This window comes from Moraxella sp. 179-F 1C4 NHS, assembly GCF_045370505.1.
In the GTDB taxonomy this organism is placed as follows: Bacteria; Pseudomonadota; Gammaproteobacteria; order Pseudomonadales; family Moraxellaceae; genus Faucicola; species Faucicola tetraodonis.
This window is the reverse complement of record NZ_JBIQEC010000018.1, coordinates 35,948-52,407: the sequence shown is the minus strand read 5'-3', so window position 1 is coordinate 52,407 and position 16,460 is coordinate 35,948. Positions and strand designations below refer to the sequence as shown.

General features: G+C 41.9%; 21 protein-coding genes. 9 read left to right on the top strand and 12 right to left on the bottom strand.

Annotation, left to right across the window (positions count from 1 at the left end; translation table 11 throughout):
- Positions 1 to 63 precede the first annotated feature (63 nt).
- Positions 64 to 495: a hypothetical protein gene (locus ACH0AB_RS09045; RefSeq protein WP_406877960.1), complete on the bottom strand. Its 432-nt coding sequence runs from the start codon at positions 493 to 495 to the stop codon at positions 64 to 66.
- Positions 496 to 575: 80 nt separating this feature from the next.
- Here ACH0AB_RS09045 and ACH0AB_RS09040 point away from each other — a divergent pair, with 80 nt between their 5' ends.
- On the top strand, positions 576 to 1,574 hold the full coding sequence (locus tag ACH0AB_RS09040) for a tRNA dihydrouridine synthase (RefSeq protein ID WP_406877959.1): 999 nt from the start codon (positions 576 to 578) through the stop codon (positions 1,572 to 1,574).
- A gap of 4 nt (positions 1,575 to 1,578) precedes the next feature.
- Here ACH0AB_RS09040 and ACH0AB_RS09035 read toward each other — a convergent pair whose 3' ends face one another.
- Complete coding sequence (locus ACH0AB_RS09035; protein WP_007117218.1) at positions 1,579 to 2,001, bottom strand: MAPEG family protein; 423 nt, start codon at positions 1,999 to 2,001, stop codon at positions 1,579 to 1,581.
- Between the two features lie 11 nt (positions 2,002 to 2,012).
- A complete protein-coding gene (locus ACH0AB_RS09030; RefSeq protein WP_406877958.1) occupies positions 2,013 to 2,459 on the bottom strand; it encodes an OsmC family protein in 447 nt (148 codons plus the stop codon).
- Between the two features lie 344 nt (positions 2,460 to 2,803).
- Here ACH0AB_RS09030 and ACH0AB_RS09025 point away from each other — a divergent pair, with 344 nt between their 5' ends.
- The gene (locus ACH0AB_RS09025) at positions 2,804 to 3,322 is read left to right on the top strand and encodes an RNA pyrophosphohydrolase (RefSeq protein ID WP_036596083.1); all 519 of its coding nucleotides are present in this window, start codon (positions 2,804 to 2,806) and stop codon (positions 3,320 to 3,322) included.
- A gap of 143 nt (positions 3,323 to 3,465) precedes the next feature.
- On the opposite strand, the gene ACH0AB_RS09020 is transcribed toward ACH0AB_RS09025, so the two are convergent.
- From ACH0AB_RS09020 to ACH0AB_RS09005, 4 genes are all read right to left on the bottom strand, one after another.
- Positions 3,466 to 3,726, bottom strand: coding sequence for a type B 50S ribosomal protein L31 (locus ACH0AB_RS09020; protein ID WP_007117222.1), 261 nt, complete (start codon positions 3,724 to 3,726; stop codon positions 3,466 to 3,468).
- Between the two features lie 169 nt (positions 3,727 to 3,895).
- The gene (locus ACH0AB_RS09015) at positions 3,896 to 5,692 is read right to left on the bottom strand and encodes a M61 family metallopeptidase (protein WP_406877957.1); all 1,797 of its coding nucleotides are present in this window, start codon (positions 5,690 to 5,692) and stop codon (positions 3,896 to 3,898) included.
- Between the two features lie 170 nt (positions 5,693 to 5,862).
- Positions 5,863 to 6,579: a M48 family metallopeptidase gene (locus tag ACH0AB_RS09010; RefSeq protein ID WP_312536295.1), complete on the bottom strand. Its 717-nt coding sequence runs from the start codon at positions 6,577 to 6,579 to the stop codon at positions 5,863 to 5,865.
- 12 nt (positions 6,580 to 6,591) lie between these two features.
- Complete coding sequence (locus tag ACH0AB_RS09005; RefSeq protein WP_312116584.1) at positions 6,592 to 7,215, bottom strand: PH domain-containing protein; 624 nt, start codon at positions 7,213 to 7,215, stop codon at positions 6,592 to 6,594.
- Between the two features lie 173 nt (positions 7,216 to 7,388).
- Here ACH0AB_RS09005 and ACH0AB_RS09000 point away from each other — a divergent pair, with 173 nt between their 5' ends.
- On the top strand, positions 7,389 to 7,643 hold the full coding sequence (locus ACH0AB_RS09000) for a hypothetical protein (RefSeq protein ID WP_007117228.1): 255 nt from the start codon (positions 7,389 to 7,391) through the stop codon (positions 7,641 to 7,643).
- 153 nt (positions 7,644 to 7,796) lie between these two features.
- Here the strand turns inward: ACH0AB_RS09000 and hemH are convergent, their stop codons facing one another.
- Both hemH and ACH0AB_RS08990 read right to left on the bottom strand, forming a co-directional pair.
- Entirely contained in the window at positions 7,797 to 8,816 is a 1,020-nt protein-coding gene (gene hemH / locus ACH0AB_RS08995; RefSeq protein WP_406877956.1) for a ferrochelatase, read from the bottom strand.
- Between the two features lie 126 nt (positions 8,817 to 8,942).
- A complete protein-coding gene (locus ACH0AB_RS08990; protein ID WP_007117230.1) occupies positions 8,943 to 9,338 on the bottom strand; it encodes a hypothetical protein in 396 nt (131 codons plus the stop codon).
- Between the two features lie 175 nt (positions 9,339 to 9,513).
- On the opposite strand from ACH0AB_RS08990, the gene metX reads away from it, so the two are divergent.
- From metX to ACH0AB_RS08970, 4 genes are all read left to right on the top strand, one after another.
- The gene (metX, locus tag ACH0AB_RS08985; protein WP_040404239.1) at positions 9,514 to 10,680 is read left to right on the top strand and encodes a homoserine O-succinyltransferase MetX; all 1,167 of its coding nucleotides are present in this window, start codon (positions 9,514 to 9,516) and stop codon (positions 10,678 to 10,680) included.
- A gap of 45 nt (positions 10,681 to 10,725) precedes the next feature.
- Positions 10,726 to 11,334 (top strand): methionine biosynthesis protein MetW, encoded by a 609-nt coding sequence (metW, locus tag ACH0AB_RS08980; RefSeq protein WP_050324940.1) that lies wholly within the window; start codon positions 10,726 to 10,728, stop codon positions 11,332 to 11,334.
- Between the two features lie 358 nt (positions 11,335 to 11,692).
- On the top strand, positions 11,693 to 12,274 hold the full coding sequence (locus ACH0AB_RS08975) for a tetratricopeptide repeat protein (RefSeq protein ID WP_050324939.1): 582 nt from the start codon (positions 11,693 to 11,695) through the stop codon (positions 12,272 to 12,274).
- Between the two features lie 239 nt (positions 12,275 to 12,513).
- Positions 12,514 to 13,761, top strand: a complete 1,248-nt coding sequence (locus tag ACH0AB_RS08970; protein WP_406877955.1) for an MFS transporter — start codon at positions 12,514 to 12,516, stop codon at positions 13,759 to 13,761.
- Here the strand turns inward: ACH0AB_RS08970 and ACH0AB_RS08965 are convergent.
- Together ACH0AB_RS08965 and ACH0AB_RS08960 are read right to left on the bottom strand one after the other, a co-directional pair.
- Positions 13,751 to 14,560: a DNA-methyltransferase gene (locus ACH0AB_RS08965; protein ID WP_007117236.1), complete on the bottom strand. Its 810-nt coding sequence runs from the start codon at positions 14,558 to 14,560 to the stop codon at positions 13,751 to 13,753. The two genes, ACH0AB_RS08970 and ACH0AB_RS08965, sit on opposite strands and share 11 nt — an antisense overlap.
- Positions 14,557 to 14,772 carry a hypothetical protein gene (locus ACH0AB_RS08960; protein ID WP_007117237.1) on the bottom strand — a complete coding sequence of 72 codons (216 nt, stop codon included), beginning with the start codon at positions 14,770 to 14,772 and terminating at the stop codon, positions 14,557 to 14,559. The genes ACH0AB_RS08965 and ACH0AB_RS08960 overlap by 4 nt, the downstream gene beginning before the upstream one ends.
- A 66-nt stretch (positions 14,773 to 14,838) precedes the next feature.
- Here ACH0AB_RS08960 and ACH0AB_RS08955 point away from each other — a divergent pair, with 66 nt between their 5' ends.
- Together ACH0AB_RS08955 and ACH0AB_RS08950 are read left to right on the top strand one after the other, a co-directional pair.
- A complete protein-coding gene (locus tag ACH0AB_RS08955) occupies positions 14,839 to 15,051 on the top strand; it encodes a helix-turn-helix domain-containing protein (RefSeq protein ID WP_007117238.1) in 213 nt (70 codons plus the stop codon).
- Positions 15,052 to 15,059: 8 nt separating this feature from the next.
- The gene (locus ACH0AB_RS08950; RefSeq protein ID WP_282850437.1) at positions 15,060 to 15,584 is read left to right on the top strand and encodes a hypothetical protein; all 525 of its coding nucleotides are present in this window, start codon (positions 15,060 to 15,062) and stop codon (positions 15,582 to 15,584) included.
- Here ACH0AB_RS08950 and ACH0AB_RS08945 read toward each other — a convergent pair.
- Positions 15,558 to 16,460, bottom strand: a complete 903-nt coding sequence (locus ACH0AB_RS08945) for a type II restriction endonuclease (protein ID WP_007117240.1) — start codon at positions 16,458 to 16,460, stop codon at positions 15,558 to 15,560. The genes ACH0AB_RS08950 and ACH0AB_RS08945 overlap by 27 nt on opposite strands.

Here is a 16,460-nt window from a genome sequence, read left to right as displayed (position 1 = left end):
AACGTAATTATGAGAATTTGGTCGCTCTAGCCTTTGCTTATCATTGGCTGAAGCTTTGAATGTTCAACAGAACCTAATAGCTTCCAAGCCTTTTACTCTATCATTTTTTCCTAACACAAGACCATTTAAAGTTGAAGGAGTATAGGGAGTCTTGCCAAGGTACATATAGTTTTGTGGGTTTAAATAAAGTCCTTGCAATAAACCGTATCCGAGAATAAGAAAACGTTCGTGTTGATCAGTAAAGTTCTGAGTTTGTAGAATATGGGTGCAAGGTAAACTATAAAAATTACTTCTTACTAAGGGTGCAGATTTTTTAAATTTTTTTAATTCTTCATCATTGTGCTTTAAAGCTTTAAACGGTGGATAAATCCAGCCATTACTAACTTCCATATTATAGTAGAACCATGAAATATATTCGTCAAAATTTTCATTAGGTATAATACTAAAACTTTGACATTTCACTTCTGACTTATCTATAAGAAATCCAAAATTCACTTAAACCTCGCCCAAAATAACTACCATTATTTTATTTATTAATGCTTTATAATACCTGATTTATTTAATTGAAATATTATATGTTATATTACCCAAATTTTGATAAGCCGCAAATTGTCCTTGCGCCGATGGAAGGACTGACCGACCCATTGATGCGGGATATTTTAACCAGCATCGGACATTACGACTGGACGGTGAGTGAGTTTATTCGCGTCACCCAGCACGTCCTACCCGCGCATGTGTTTTATAAATTTGTACCCGAACTTTTGCATGAGGATGGTTTAAAAGGCAAAACTATTCACGGCACGCCAGTACATGTACAGTTATTGGGCAGTGAACCTGACTTGATGGCGGGTAATGCCATCAGAGCGGTCGAGCTTGGTGCGTTAGCCATTGATATTAACTTTGGTTGCCCTGCTAAAACTGTCAATAGTCACCGCGGTGGCTCGGTGTTGCTCACCGAACCTGAAACCTTGTATCAAATCATTCATGCAGTACGCCAAGCCGTGCCATCAGATACGCCTGTATCAGCAAAAATCCGACTCGGCTATGAAGATACCTCTCTAACCCAAGAAATCGGCGATGCGGTGCAATCAGCCAATGCCAGTTGGCTGACCATCCATGCCCGTACCAAAACCCAAGGCTATAAACCCCCAGCCTATTGGGAGTTAATCGCGCCCCTGACGCAGCGGTTAAGCTTACCGATTATTGCCAATGGCGAAATTTGGCAGACTGAACAAGCCATGCGTTGCCGCAAACAAGCCAACACCCCACATATCATGCTCGGACGTGGTGCAGTTACTCGTCCTGACTTAGTCAATCAAATCAAAGCGATGGATAAAGGTGACAGGGCAGAAAATATGGCTTGGCACGCGCTACTCAAGCTACAAATTGCGTTTTTGCAAGGACATGCCCGTAGCGATAATATGCTGGTGGGACGTTACAAACAGTGGCTTGGCATGTTGACCCAAGGCTATGAAGAAGCCAGCGAGCTTTGGCAAAACGTAAAGAGACAAAAACAGCTTGAGACCATTGTTGCGATGTTGCAAGCACAATCCCAAGCTGGCGATTGCTCATAGCAAATTAGCTCAACCGTATCGCTAAATAAAACAACATCAGCGGACAGGCGAGGCTAAGCGACCAAATAATTGAGCGAAAAGTTGCCCAATTGGCAATATATGCCAACCCATAAATAATCCGCAATATGACATACAACCACGCCAACTGCGTCACCACTGACAGCGGTACAAAAAATAGCAACGCCACAATCACCGCTGCCAAAAATACCGGCAAGGTTTCATAACTATTTTGCTGGGCGGCATTGGCACGCGCTGCCGCGCCCGTTTGTTTACCCAAAAACTCGCGCGGATTGGCATTGTCTTTGCTTTTAAATCCGCCAAAGACCTTTGCTAATATCGCAAACACCAAGGGCAATAAACTGGCAACCATCATTGCCAGCACCACGCTGCTATTGGTGGCAGGAACAGCACTTAGATAGGGAAACATGCCGTTATTCCCTACCCTTTGACCGTTTTATCAGTCATTTCACTAGGGGTTTCATCAATGATTTCATAGTCATGGGTGATTTTGACACCGCCATTTTCTAGCATACGACTGGCTGAGCAGTATTTTTCTGCCGATAATTCGATGGCTTTTTTAACCTGCGCTTCTTTGATAGCATTGCCTTTGACTATAAAATGCAGATGAATATCAGTAAATACTGCAGGAATCGCGTCGGCACGCTTAGCCGATAGCTGACACTCAACATCGCTCACCGCCTGACGGGCTTTTTGCAGGATACTGACCACATCATAACTGGCACAGCCACCAAGCCCCATCAAAACCATTTCCATGGGTTTGGCACCCAATTTTTCCGTTGAATCCATGATAATTTTATTGCCATTTTCAGTCACGGCTGCAAAATTAATGTCTTCGTTTTTTAACCAATTTACCGTTGCTTTCATACTATCCCCACATGCTTATAATTTTTAAAAAAATATTTTGTATAAAATCAAGCGATATTATGCGCTTTTTATGTCCGTGAAACAATTTATAGCAAATAAACATTACACTTTTGACATAAAAACTGGTTTAATAGTGGGTAATAAAGGCAGTGATTACATTGTCCATGTTTTTTAGCAAAAATAATAAAATAAGCGTCTGTTGGTAGAGATGGGTTTATTCCCGATGATTTGATTGACCAAAACTTTAATAATGGTCTGCAAGGATGTGTGTAAACCTTGTGACCCAAAAAACTTGATAATGTGATTGCCTGCCAATTTTAACCATTAAATTGAAGGTAATCGTCATGATTGATGCAGACGGCTTTCGAGCCAACGTAGGTATCATCTTGGCAAATACACACGGACAAGTACTGTGGGCAAAACGCGTGGGTCACGATGCTTGGCAGTTTCCACAAGGCGGCATTGATTTTGGTGAAACGCCGCTTGATGCAATGTATCGAGAATTGTGGGAAGAAGTCGGACTGTATCCTCAGCATGTCAAAGTGTTGTCACAAACCCAAAATTGGCTTCGTTATCGGTTGCCAAAACGTTTTGTACGACAAGGACAATATCCTTTGTGTATTGGACAAAAACAAAAATGGTTTTTGCTCCAGCTAGATGAGAACAATGTAGAACATATCCGTTTTGATACGGCAAAACCTGAATTTGACCGATGGGAATGGGTCAGTTACTGGTATCCACTTAACCAAGTGGTGGCATTTAAACGTAATGTATATCGCCGCGCCTTGTTTGAGTTATCACCGCAGTTGCCACTCAAAAAAGAATTGTTACTACCCAAAAACGTAAAAATTCATTCCTATTAAACCTAAACAAATAAATCCAAAAAAAGCTCACTTCGGTGAGCTTTTTTACGGCGTATTGTTAGGGATTAGCCAGTATTGCCCCATTCCAGCCAATAAAAAACCCTTCGCAATCGCAAAGGGTTTTTGACAATAAGCGATTAAACTTATTTTTTGTTACGACCTGCAAATGCGCCGAAACGTTTGTTGAAGCTTGCCACACGACCTTCGTTTTGGGTTTTACGTTGTTCGCCGGTATAGAATGGGTGTGAGGCACTTGAAATATCGAGTGCGACGTATGGGTATTCTTTACCTTCGTATTCGCGAGTTACTTTTGATTTGATAGTAGAGCGAGTTAAAAAGTAAACGTCAGCGTTGGTGTCGTGGAATAGAACTTCTTGATAAGCTGGATGGATATCTGCGCGCATGGTTAGGTCTCTAGTCATTATCCTGCCCTTTGGTCTGCAGTTAGTATGCTTGGCGTGAATGTTTATTTTGTTAAAAATTCACCCAAACACCCAACCGATTAAAGCCAACACAGGATGGATTGATAAAATTGGAAGCCGAATTTTAAAGGTTTTCTATTGTTTTTGCAAGTTATTTCCATTCAAGCCAATGGTCTAATTTTATCGTATCGCCTGCTATCAGCGTCCATGTTTGCGGTTGTTTAACATGCGCGTCACTCACAGGTGGCACTTCAAGCACCAGCAGCTCATCACGGCGAAAGACATGACACACGGCAGGGTCTTCACTAATTGTTTGGGTTTTAGCCGTAGATTTTAGCCATTTTTCGCTCGCCTTTAACCCATCAATTGCCACGATGACATCATTAGCAGAAATCCCTGCAGCGGCGGCTTGGCTATTTCGCACAACACGTTGCACTTTTAACCCAGTAGCCTCGCTCATATATTTCATGCCCCAAGTAATATCATCGTCTTTTTGTTCAATACTCACATCCTGCTCTGACAACAGTTCAAATAGCGGTAATTCTGTCGTGCCGTCGATATAATTGGCTCTAAAATCTTGCCAAACGTCTTTGGGTAAACATTCATTCATGACGTCATCTAGATTGGCGTCCGTCATACCAAAACGGCGATTATCTTGGGCTTTGGCTTTGTCATAAAAAACTTTTATCACATCAAAAATACGTTTGCCATGGTTTATCAAAGTCAAGTCTAAACATAACGCCACCAGCGCGCCTTTGTTGTAGTAGCTAATCCCGGCGTTGGCGGTGTTCTCATCGCTACGATATAGTTTTATCCACGCATCAAAGCTTGACTCTGCCACGCTTTGCAAGGCGCGTCCGTGGGTTTGATAGTAGCGATTGATTTGTTCGGCAAGTAGCTTTAGATAGCTATGTTGCGAAATAACCCCGCTTTTTTGTAGCATAAAATCATCCACATAACTGGTAAAGCCTTCAAACACCCATAGCAAGGTGGTGTACGTCTCTTGGTTAAAGTTGGCGGTTAAAAAAACTTCGGGACGCACGGTTTTAACCCACCACGCATGAAAATATTCATGGCTACACAAGCCCAAAAAGCGTTGATAACTCTCGCTTGGCTCAGCTTGTTCAAAAAATGTGGGTAGGTCATCTCGTGGGGTAATCAAGCTGGTACTGGCAAGGTGCTCAAGTCCGCCATAGTCGCTTGAAGTTGCCATGGTCATAAACAGATAATCATCAAACGGCGTATCACCCAGCCAATCGACATAGCTTTGACAAATTTTGCTAAGGTCAGTTTCTAGCCGTTCAAGGTCGCTGTGGTGTACGCCAGAAATCACAAATCGGTGTGCAATGGTGTTTTCACCACTTTCTACATCGAACCAAAATTCATCTTGCTCAGCGATTTCAAACGGGCTGTCGGTGAGTTGCTCATAATTGTCGGCAGTTAGCTGATAGATGGTTTGTTTGGCTTGTTGGTGCATTTTTTCGGGTAAAGCGGTGGCTAGGCTGACTTCCACGCCGTTTACCTCATAAAAGTCTTGCGGGCAAATGAGTTCGGCTTTAATCGCTTGGTTTTCTTGCCCTTGTACCGCTAATGCTAGGGAGGTGAAGTTGCCGTACAGGCGAGTTTCATCGACATACGCCCCACGCACCGATAAGTCATACGCATAGACTTCATAAGTGACACTAATGCGGTCGCCTTGTTTGGCGTGGATTTGCCAGTGGTTTTTATCCAGTTTTTTAAGCCGTTGATTGTTCTTGGCGTTGGGGTCATGAATGGTGGCAGTGACTGCCGTAATGTGTTTGCTAAATTCTCGAATCATATAACTACCCGCAATCCAAGCAGGTAGCCAAATAACGGGGTTGTCGTGGTCTGCGGTAAAGGTCAATGTGACATCGACAAGATGTTCACGAAATTTTTTAAAATCGAATTGGTAATGAATTTGGGACATTTTTTAGCTGCTTTTTTAGTGATTATATTTAAATATTGAAATAGGGTTATATTTTAGCAGATAGATTTTAAGAATTTGCAACTTTTACGGCTACCAAAAAGCTATCTCATAGCGAGATGGCTTTTTTTTGGCTTTAATAATTAAAGCTTGAATCGTGACCGCTTGAATAATTACAGCTCGCCAAATTTTAATTGCTGATGCCACAGTTGATAATCTGGCATGACTCGTGCCACTTGCGCCCAAAACCGTGCCGAATGATTGGGCTCAATCAGATGACAAAGCTCATGCACCAACACATAATCCGCGCAGTCTGGCGGGAATTGCGCCAGCCAAACGGACAAGCGAATGGTTTTGGCTTGGGTGCTACAACTGCCCCAGCGCGTTTTCATGGTGTAGGGCGTGATTCTGCTGGCGGATTTACCCACTTTGTCTTGCCAAAACGCTTGGCGGTTTTGGATAAATTGACCAAGCCAAGCTTTATAAAGACTCGTTAAGGTGCGTGGAATATCCGTTTTTGAAAAATCCGAGTTTTCAAAGTGGCGTTCAAATAAGGCTTGCACTGTCATTTTTTGCCCTTCAAAATAAATGTTGCTTTCAAGGGTCAAATTTGCCAAATCTTTGACATCATTGATATAGGCAGGTTTTTTGGCTTTAAGTTCTTTGAGTTTTCGTTGTTTTTGCTGACAGTCGATTGCCCATGCAAGGCGATGTTCAAGCGATTGCATCAGCAGGTGTTGTGGCATACGCATGGGATAAGACACGCTGAGCAAGCTGGTAAACGGTGCTTCATCAATCGATTTGATACGAAAGTTGATATGTTTGACCCGTTTGCTTTCAATCGCAAGTTTGATACCTTGCTCAGCGTAGGCGGTGAGTACAGTTTGCATAAATTTTAGCAATTATTGACGCAAATAATGCTCAAAAATCGCCCCAAAGTCATAATTACGAATGGTCTTTAAACGCTCGCCATAGGCATTTTCTACTTGTGCCACAGTTTGGTTGATGACATCAGGCAAATTAAGCACCACGTTTTCTGACAGTTCGCGTAAGCTAAACATATTGGTGACGGTATTAAAGGATTTTTCTAGCACCGTTTCTTCATGGGCAATGCGTTTGCACTGCTCGCTAATCGCAGTCAGCACCTTATAGATGTCACGGATTTGCTCGATTTGATTTTTGTCGATATCAATCGAAAATGCCATACCGCCCAAGCTAAATTTTAGCTCAGCGTCCATATCCATCGTGCCTGCCGTCTCAATCATGATATTGGCGGGCTGAAAATTGCGGTACGGATAGCGTTTTAGCAGGCGTTTTTTACTGGTCGCCGACTGCCCATCAAGGTGGATAAAGGCGACATTGGTAAAGCAATATTCGTCCATTTTTGACTTAATCACAAAATAAATGCGCTCGTTATCTTCGTGAAAAATATAGTCATCAATATCGGTTTGGTTAAACTGGCTCGGTGGGATGATTTTACCGATGTCACTCAAACCCAATGCATCTGAGGCAAGATTTTTAAACATAGCCACTTCCTGTTTTATCCATAAAAATTGTTAAAAACGCTGTCTGTGCGAAAAACTGTTTTCGATAACATAACACAAATATCACATTGGCAACATAGATGTCATGCTGATTACTGGCTATGATAGCGACATAACACTGATAATAAACAATAAATGAAAATTAAGGAACAAAAATGAAAGCCAAACCAACATCTAGCAATTTGACCGATATTGATTCGGATAGTTTTACTGTGCAATTGGATGATGAATCTTTGTCATCAAGCCATATTGAAGCGGGTGAAAGTGGTTTGACCCCGATTCATCGCCAAAATATTGATGAGCAGCGGATTGATGAATTACTGGTTGAGGATAGCTTTAGCGAAGAGCACTATCCGACTATTGGTGATATCGCTGACCCTGATGCCGCAGATGAAAGTTATAAAGACTGATTTCCTGTACTGAAATTTTTTGTATTTAAAGGTCAAAAAGAAACACCAAAAAGGTTGGTAAGCTACCAACCTTTTTTATTAGCTTGCTGTTAATAAGACTTGCTATTAATGCGCTTAATAATCCGCTTTAATCTCAAGCTTTAACAATAAGTCTTAATACCATCCTTGCAGATTTTGTTGCCACGCTTGCACGTGTGGCAATGCCAATGATTCAAACAAGTCAATATGCGCAGCATCTACATTAAGTGCAGGGATATAATGATAATCCCCACCGCCATTGGACTGGAATGTCTCTCGATTTTCGACTGCCAACTCTTCTAACGTCTCTAAGCAATCTGCCGAAAATGCCGGACTTAGCACCTGCACTGACTTGATCCCTTGCTTGCCCCACTCGGTTAAGGTGACATCCGTATAGGGTTTGACCCATTCTTGCTTACCAAAGCGTGATTGAAAACTACATTCCCACTCATGACGCTCAAGCCCCAACACTTGCGCCAAATGCGCTGCCGTACAGCGACAGCGTCTGGCATACGGATCGCCTTTTTGCTCATATGGCTCTGGAATCCCGTGAAAACTCAATAGCAGTTTTTCAGGTTTGCCATGTTCATCTTGGAAGCGTTTGACGCTCTCAGCCAAGGCTTGGATGTATTGCGGATGGGCAAAATAATCTTTGACAAAGCTGATGCTGGGTAAATTACGCTGCTTAAGCCCCCATTTGGCGACGACATCAAACACCGCGCCAGTGGTGGAACCGGAAAACTGCGGATAAGCTGGCAACATTACGATTTGCTCTACTTTTTTGGCAGTTAATGCCGATAGCACATCTGTTAACGCAGGTTTGCCATAGGTCATGGCAGCATGGACGCTTACTTTGCAAGGCAGTTGATGTTGGTCAAAACGCTGCTGCAACAAGTCCACTTGGGCAAGCGTGATTTTACGCAGTGGGGAATCACCGTCCCACACGCTAGCATAGGCGTGGGCAACCCGTTTGGGGCGACTGCGTAGCACAAACAAGTTTAAGATGATTTGCCAAATAAACTGCGGAATTTCAATCACGCGCGGATCGGACAAAAATTGTTTGAGATAGCGGCGCACCGCTGCTTCAGTTGGTGCATCGGGTGTTCCCAAATTCACAAGGACAACGGCAATTTCAGGCGGATTGCTTGGTTTCATAATTTGTCTTTAATCCAAAAAAATCACAAAAAAAGTGGGGTTAAGATTAGCATATTTACTAGGGCGCGCGTACTGGATAATCACCTGAAATTGTTTAATTGTTGCATTTTTTAAGCTATATTCGAATCAATGACAACCTATCCCACCCATGACCAGTAGCGCATCCACTAGGCGGGAATTTTGCTCAGATGATACAGGACTTTTACTTTTAAAGATTGCGTTTTGTGAGGGGCTGCTAGCCGAATCACCGTCTGCTTGGTGGTTATGCTGCTTGGCCTGTTGGTGCTGTTGGTTTTGATAGTGGTTTTGGTGGCTGTTTGGATGGCTGAGGGGATGATGGCTTTGATGATGGATAATCGTTGTGTCGCTTGTGACTTTACTAGCATTGGCAGCCAAAACCGCTGTTGCCTGATAAAACATCGGCTGATGAAACGCCAAATACGTCAATGCCAAAAACCCCGTGAGCGCCAATCCTGTGAGCGATAGGAGTATATGTTGGGGTGATGATGCTAAATTTGGCATTTGAATTCCAAGTTGTGATAACCCATATAAACCCTTACAATAGCTATACTTTTAATGCGTTATCAATCAAAAATTAGTGAGAAAGCGGGTGAGTACACAGCAACACAAACCACATACCAAGATTTTACCTGAAGCTGAATTGACTGTCCCTAAAAATTTTGACGACGATCATCCTATTAGTTTTGCCAAATCTGGTGGCAAATCTGTGGGTATCGTCACACCGCAAAAAATTCATTTTGATACTCCCTTGACGCTAGAATGCAATCGCACGCTGCCGTTTTTTGATTTAATGGTGGAAACTTATGGCGAGCTCAACGCCGATAAATCCAATGCGATATTGATTTGTCATGCGCTATCGGGCAGTCATCATGCGGCTGGCTATCATAGCAGCGATGATAAAAAAGCAGGCTGGTGGGATACATTTATCGGTCCTGGCAAAGCGATTGATACCACGCGTTTTTTTGTGGTGTGTCTTAACAACATTGGTAGCTGCTACGGCTCGACGGGTCCAACCAGTACCAACCCAGAAACCGGCAAGCCCTATGGTCCTGATTTTCCCTTAGTCACCATCAAAGACTGGGTAAAAACCCAAGTCATGCTCTCTGACTATCTCGGCATTGATATCTGGCATGCCATTGTTGGTGGCTCAATGGGTGGTATGCAAGCCATGCAGTGGTCAATTGACTATCCGAGCCGGCTAAAAAAATGTGTGGTCATTGCCAGTACGCCCAAGCTATCTGCGCAAAATATTGCCTTTAACGAGGTGGCACGCCAATCGATTTTATCCGATCCTGATTTTTGTGAAGGACGCTATATCGAGCAAGGCAAAATCCCCAAACGCGGCTTGATTTTGGCGCGTATGGTCGGTCATATCACTTATCTCACCGATGAAGCGATGCGGATGAAATTTGGACGCGATTTGAAAGCCGGCAAGCTGATGTTCAATTACGATGTAGAGTTTCAAGTGGAAAGTTATTTACGCTATCAAGGTGAGCAGTTTAGTGAACGTTTTGATGCCAATACCTATTTGCTGATGACCAAAGCACTGGATTATTTTGACCCAGCGCGTGGCGCGATTGAGGATGACATTATCAATGATAGTTTGAGTGATACCGATGCGCTACGGTTGGCATTGGCAAATACCCAGTGTAAGTTTTTAATTATATCCTTTACCACCGATTGGCGATTTAGCCCGGAGCGCTCGCAAGAAATTGTGGATGCGCTAATTGCCAATGGTAAACCCGTAAGCTATATCAATATTGATGCCGCCTATGGACATGATTCGTTTTTGTTTGATATCCCGACCTATCGTCAATCGGTATTTAATTTTTTAACCGCCTAACTTGTATTTAACCTTGTATTTAACTTTGGATTTAACGAGAATTGAATGAAAATTGACCATCAACTTGCCGAACGCTGGATCAAACCCAATGCCAAAGTCTTGGATTTAGGCTGTGGTAACGGTGATTTACTCGCGCATTTACAAAACAAATTGGGCGTGTTTGGCTATGGTATCGAAATCGACCAAACTAAAATCAATGACTGTGTTACCAAAGGCGTTAACGTCATTGAGCAAGACTTAAATGATGGATTGGCGCGGTTTGCCGACGCAAGCTTTGACACGGTGGTGATGGCGCGCGCCCTACAAGCGGTCAAAGAGCCCGACCAACTACTTCTCGATATGGTACGTGTTGGCAAAGAAGTGATTGTCACTTTCCCTAATTTTGCGCATTGGCAAAACCGTATTCACTTGGGTATCAAAGGCATGATGCCAATGTCTGAAGCCCTGCCGTTTGCTTGGTACAACACGCCCAATATTCACTTGTGTACCTTTAAAGACTTTGAAAAGCTGTGTGATGACAATGACATCCGTATCATCAATCGTTTTGCGGTACAAGAAAGTGAAAAGCCCTATCCTTGGGCACTTGCACAAATTATCCGCAAAAACCCCAACTTACTTGCCGATGTGGCAATCTATCGGGTTACCAAAAACTAAGCTATTTTATCGCTGATTCTATGCCTATGAAGATTTGGTGAGCCGATAAATTATCGTCTAATCTAACAATATGTCACAAAAGTAAAGCCCTACACGACACCAAGTATCGCAAGCCTTGTTTCCCCTGTGAAATATTGTAACAACTGTTTACATTTTCACTTAAATATTTGAAACGCAAAGCAAACAGTGTTAACCTAAAACAATCAAAAGATTGCGTTATCCTATTAAAACATAACGAATGGCTAAATCATTGTAAAATTTAAGATTTTCTGTTAATTCGTTTACCTATTTATTAAGTTTATTTTATCTAAACCTAGGCAAGCTTGCGATGGCTGCAGCTTGATACTCGGAGTTGGTTATGAAATTATTAAAAGTCACCGTATTAACTGCATTTTTAAGCTTATCAGGCGTTGCAAGCGCTGAACTGGTTGCCAATATTCCACTCAATGGCTCACGCTATGACAGCATGGAACCGATGGCATTACTAAGCCAAGCTAAAACTGGCAATCAACAAGCCCAATTCTTCCTAGCCAAACGCTACCAAAAAGGTCTCGGCATTCAGCAAAACTTCCAACAAGCCATCCAGTGGTACACCACCGCCGCCAAACAAGACATTGCACCTGCACAATTAAATCTTGCCATGATGTATATTCGTGGCGAAGGCGTGCAGCCTAATGCTGGGCAAGCGCGTTATTGGTTAGAAAAAGCGGCAAAACTGGGTGATAACCGTGCCAGCTATACCCTAGCCATGCTAGATGAAAAAGAAAAGAAATTGGTCGATGCCTACAAATGGTATGACCTAGCGGCTCGTGACGGCATGCTATCAGACCAAGTACGCACCCGCGCGCAAAGCAAAATCGGTCAATTGGCATTAAACTTGTCATCACAAGATATTGCCACTGCACGTAGCCGTGCGGATTCTTGGTTCCAAAGCAAGTAAATTTAATACAACGAATGTTTGGTTAAGTGTTAACCTAACCATTAAAATCCCTGAGACCCTAGTATTTACTAGGGTTTTTTGTTTTTATGGGTTAAATTAATCAAGATTGCTCGGCGCACATTGATTGTATGAAATCGCGCATTCATGGATTTTTTTGAACAGTTTTATGCGTCAGATACTAGCGCGTTAGCCAAGTAGTTGCCACCCCAGTTTTTGCTACCTTTTTTTGGATATGCCCTATGTCAAGCCCTGCCCTACCGTCAAAAAATCAGCTTTGGCTGTTAGTTGCCGCCGCTGCGGCTATTTTATTGATAACGTCTGGGATTCGCCTATCGCTTGGGTTATTTATCAAACCGATTGATGCTAGCGCGCATATCGGCATTGTGCAAATCAGTTTTGCCTTAGCGGTGACACAGCTGATGTGGGGCGTGTCACAGCCTGTGACAGGGGCACTGGCGGATAAGTTTGGCGCATGGCAGGTACTATTGTTCGGTACCTTGCTACTGGCGATTGGCTGTTTTAGTGTGCCCTATTTTGTCAGTGCCGCTGGTTTGGTGGTCACGCTTGGGATTTTGGTCGCATTTGGGACAGGGGCGGGTAGTTTTTCAGTGCTGATGGGACAAGTGGCGAATCAAACCCCACCCCATATGCGCGGCACTGCATCGGGTATTATTAATGCAGGTAGCTCGTTTGGACAATTTTTATTTGCGCCGATTTTACAAGGGTTAATTGCTCTGCCATTGATAGGTTGGACAGGGGCAATGTATTTTATGGCAGGGACAAGTTTGCTGTGTTTGCCGTTGGCCTATTATCTCACGCACGGTAACAATGTTGGTAAACATGCGCCTGCCGCTTCGTCGGCGGTTGCTCATGACCAAGTCCACGAAACGCTATCACAAGCCATCCGACGCGCGCTTAGCGATCGTAACTATTGGCTGCTGCATATCGGCTTTTTTACCTGTGGTTTTCATATTGCGTTTTTGGTCACTCATTTGCCGATGGAAGTAACGTTGGCGGGTCTCGGTAGCAATGTTGCCTCTTGGTCGCTCGCGTTGATTGGCTTATCAAATGTGGTCGGCAGTTTGTTTGTCGGTTGGTGTGTGGGTCATTTTCGCAGTAAATATATTTTGTTTTGGATGTATTTGAGCCGTACTATCTTGATTGCGATTTTCTTGATGGCACCCAAAACCGCAACGACTTTTTTTATATTTGCGGTTAGCTTGGGTCTAACTTGGCTTGCCACCGTACCCCCGACTGCGGCAACCGTCGGCAAGTTGTATGGGGTCAAATATTTGGCGACCTTGTTTGGATTGGTGTTATTTAGTCACCAAGTTGGTGGGTTTTTGGGCGCCTACTTGGGGGGAATTGTGGTCGATAAATTTGGTAATTATCAGTATATGTGGTATGCCGATATGGCACTGGCTGCCTTAGCTGCTGTGCTCAATCTGCCGATTCAAGAGCCGAAAATAATGAAAGCTACAAGCTAATCTGTTGCTTTACTCTCTCTTTAAAATATTGGCGTGATTTTTCATCCAACCCAAGATAGCGATTTTTGCTTAAGGTTAAAAAATTACTATCTTGGTCAACTCCGATAAATTTTCTACCAAATAAATTGGCAGCAATACCTGTTGTCGATGAGCCTGTAAATGGGTCAAGCACGAGATCATTGGCTTTGGTAGACGCCAAAACAATCCTTGACAACAATCCTAACGGTTTTTGCGTAGGATGTTTGCCAAATTGCTTTTCCCAGCTTGATACCGCAGGCAGACGCCAAACATCTTTCATTTGTTTGTCACCATTGAGCGACTTCATTAATTCATAATCAAAGTAATGCGGAATTTTTGGGTTTTTTCTTGCCCAGATTATCCATTCAGTTGAATAGGTGAAATAGCGACAAGAAAAATTTGGCGGTGGATTGGGTTTTTCCCAAGTTATCATGTTTAAGATTTTAAAATTGAGTTGTGATAATACTCGCCCTAGCGTAAAAATATTGTGGTGGGTTCCACTCATCCAAATCGTGCCATTATCTGCCAACATTCGCTTTGCTTGGCTTAGCCAATCATAAGTAAAAATATAGACTTCATTATCATCACTAAATTTATCCCATTCGCCCTTATTAACAGATTGCACCATGCCATTTTTTACCGTTAATCCGTCATTGGATAAAAAATAAGGCGGATCGGCAAAAATCATATTGATAGATTTATCATCGATTGTCGGCAAAATGTGTAAGCAATCACCTTGCAGCAGCGTGAAATCTTGTAGTTCTGATTGATAAAAAATCATTCCATCATATCCGCAATAAAGTGCAACATTGACGCGATATCATAACTCCCTTCTAAAAACCCCATTTCTTCACAACCATCAGGAATGAAAACCGTCTGGTTTTCTAACCGACTATCCAAGCTAAGCATTCGCAAGGTATTCACAATTTTGCCTTTGATGCCTTCATCCGCTAGCCATTCACAATCATCATTGAACTTGTAAGCAACATGCATGTCAATAATTCCAAAATAACACTTATTGTGTGTAGTTAATTTTAATCAATCAGTGAGAATAACGCAATGGAAAATGACATTTTAATCAAGTTTGGGCAAAAAATTCGCCAACTGCGCAAAGCTAAAAATCTCAGTCAAGAGCAGTTAGCAGAACTGACAGGGTTTCATCGTAACTATATTGGCATGGTCGAACGTGGCGAGCGAAATCCTGCGTTAGTCAATATTGAGATTTTTGCTAACGCGTTTGATTTGTCGTTAAGTGAATTATTTGATTTTTAGGATAAATAATGGCAAGACAGCCTAATAGTTTTGGCGGTGGGGCACAAACCAATATTAATGGTCTAACCTTTGAAAGAAACATGGATCTTTTGACAGTGATTGATGCTCTACCTAATTTTCATACGGTAAATAATAAAATTTATTTGAAAAATATTTTGGTCGCTGAACATTTTTCTAAGTATGGCTTGTACAAAAATTACTTATTGCTTAATCAAATAAATTGGCAAGATTTTATTAGCTCTCAATTATTGCCTGATGATGTATTAATTACCCAAAAGTCATGTTATATCATAGAGAAAAAGTTTCAAAATACAGGCGGGTCAGTTGATGAGAAACTGACAACTTTTCCTTTTAAAACCCAGCAATATCAGAAAATGTTTACCCCTTTAGGAAAACAAGTTCATTTTTATTACTTACTAAGCGAATGGTTTGATAAGCCTAAATATAAAGACCCATTACAATATATTCGAGATAATCAATCGGACTACTTTTTTAATGTTGCTGACTTACTTAATAAGATTGTTTGGGAATAAAATTTTACCCAAATAATCATCTTTTAACATTTCAATATTGAGCAAAATATTGTTGCGTTCAAAATAGTCTTGTAATGGATTTTTAGTTGTCAGCCAACCTTTCCCATCGGTCACCCAAATAAAAGTAACCTCCTGAGCCTCCCAAAATCGGCTCATTTCGATATATTCAGTTGCGGTGGATTTTAACTTTGAGCCACCACCGCCATAAAAATTGCACTCGATAAAAAATAACTGCCCATCTTTTTTGATTACAAAATCGATGATTCTCGAAGATTTGTCGACAGCAATATCCATGTCCCAAACGTCTTTAATTTTCTTAGCATTGGCTTGAGCCAAATAAGCTAAATTGTGTTCATGACAAAATATGGCGACAAAGGATTCAACGAGTTTTTCCATCGATGTACCACCACGATTTTTTCGACCGTTGGAATCAAGTCCAACTTCTACACCAATACAATAGTCAGGGATACTTTTAATTTGCTTGGTTTTGATCAATTCCGCAAAACCACTTTCGACCAAGAGATTTACCACATCGTGAATTTTTTCATCTGTGACTTCTTTTAAATTAAAATCAAAATTTTTATAAATAAAAGCCGTGCTATCAATCAAAACTTCAATTGATTTGTCTCGAATTGCCAAAAGAGTGGGTACTGTCTTAATTGTCTTCGGATAAGTCTTAAGAATATCGAACAATGCCGCTTCGATATCTTCTTTACCAATGGCAGTGTTTAACAAATTCAGCTCTTTTTCGATTGGGGTAATATTTTTAAACACCTTTCCCCAGTTCACAAAATAATCAAACTGAGTGATACCTTTTAAATTTAGTGTCTCAATGAACTTTTTAAAATGTTCATCTGCAAACAATTGACTATCCAT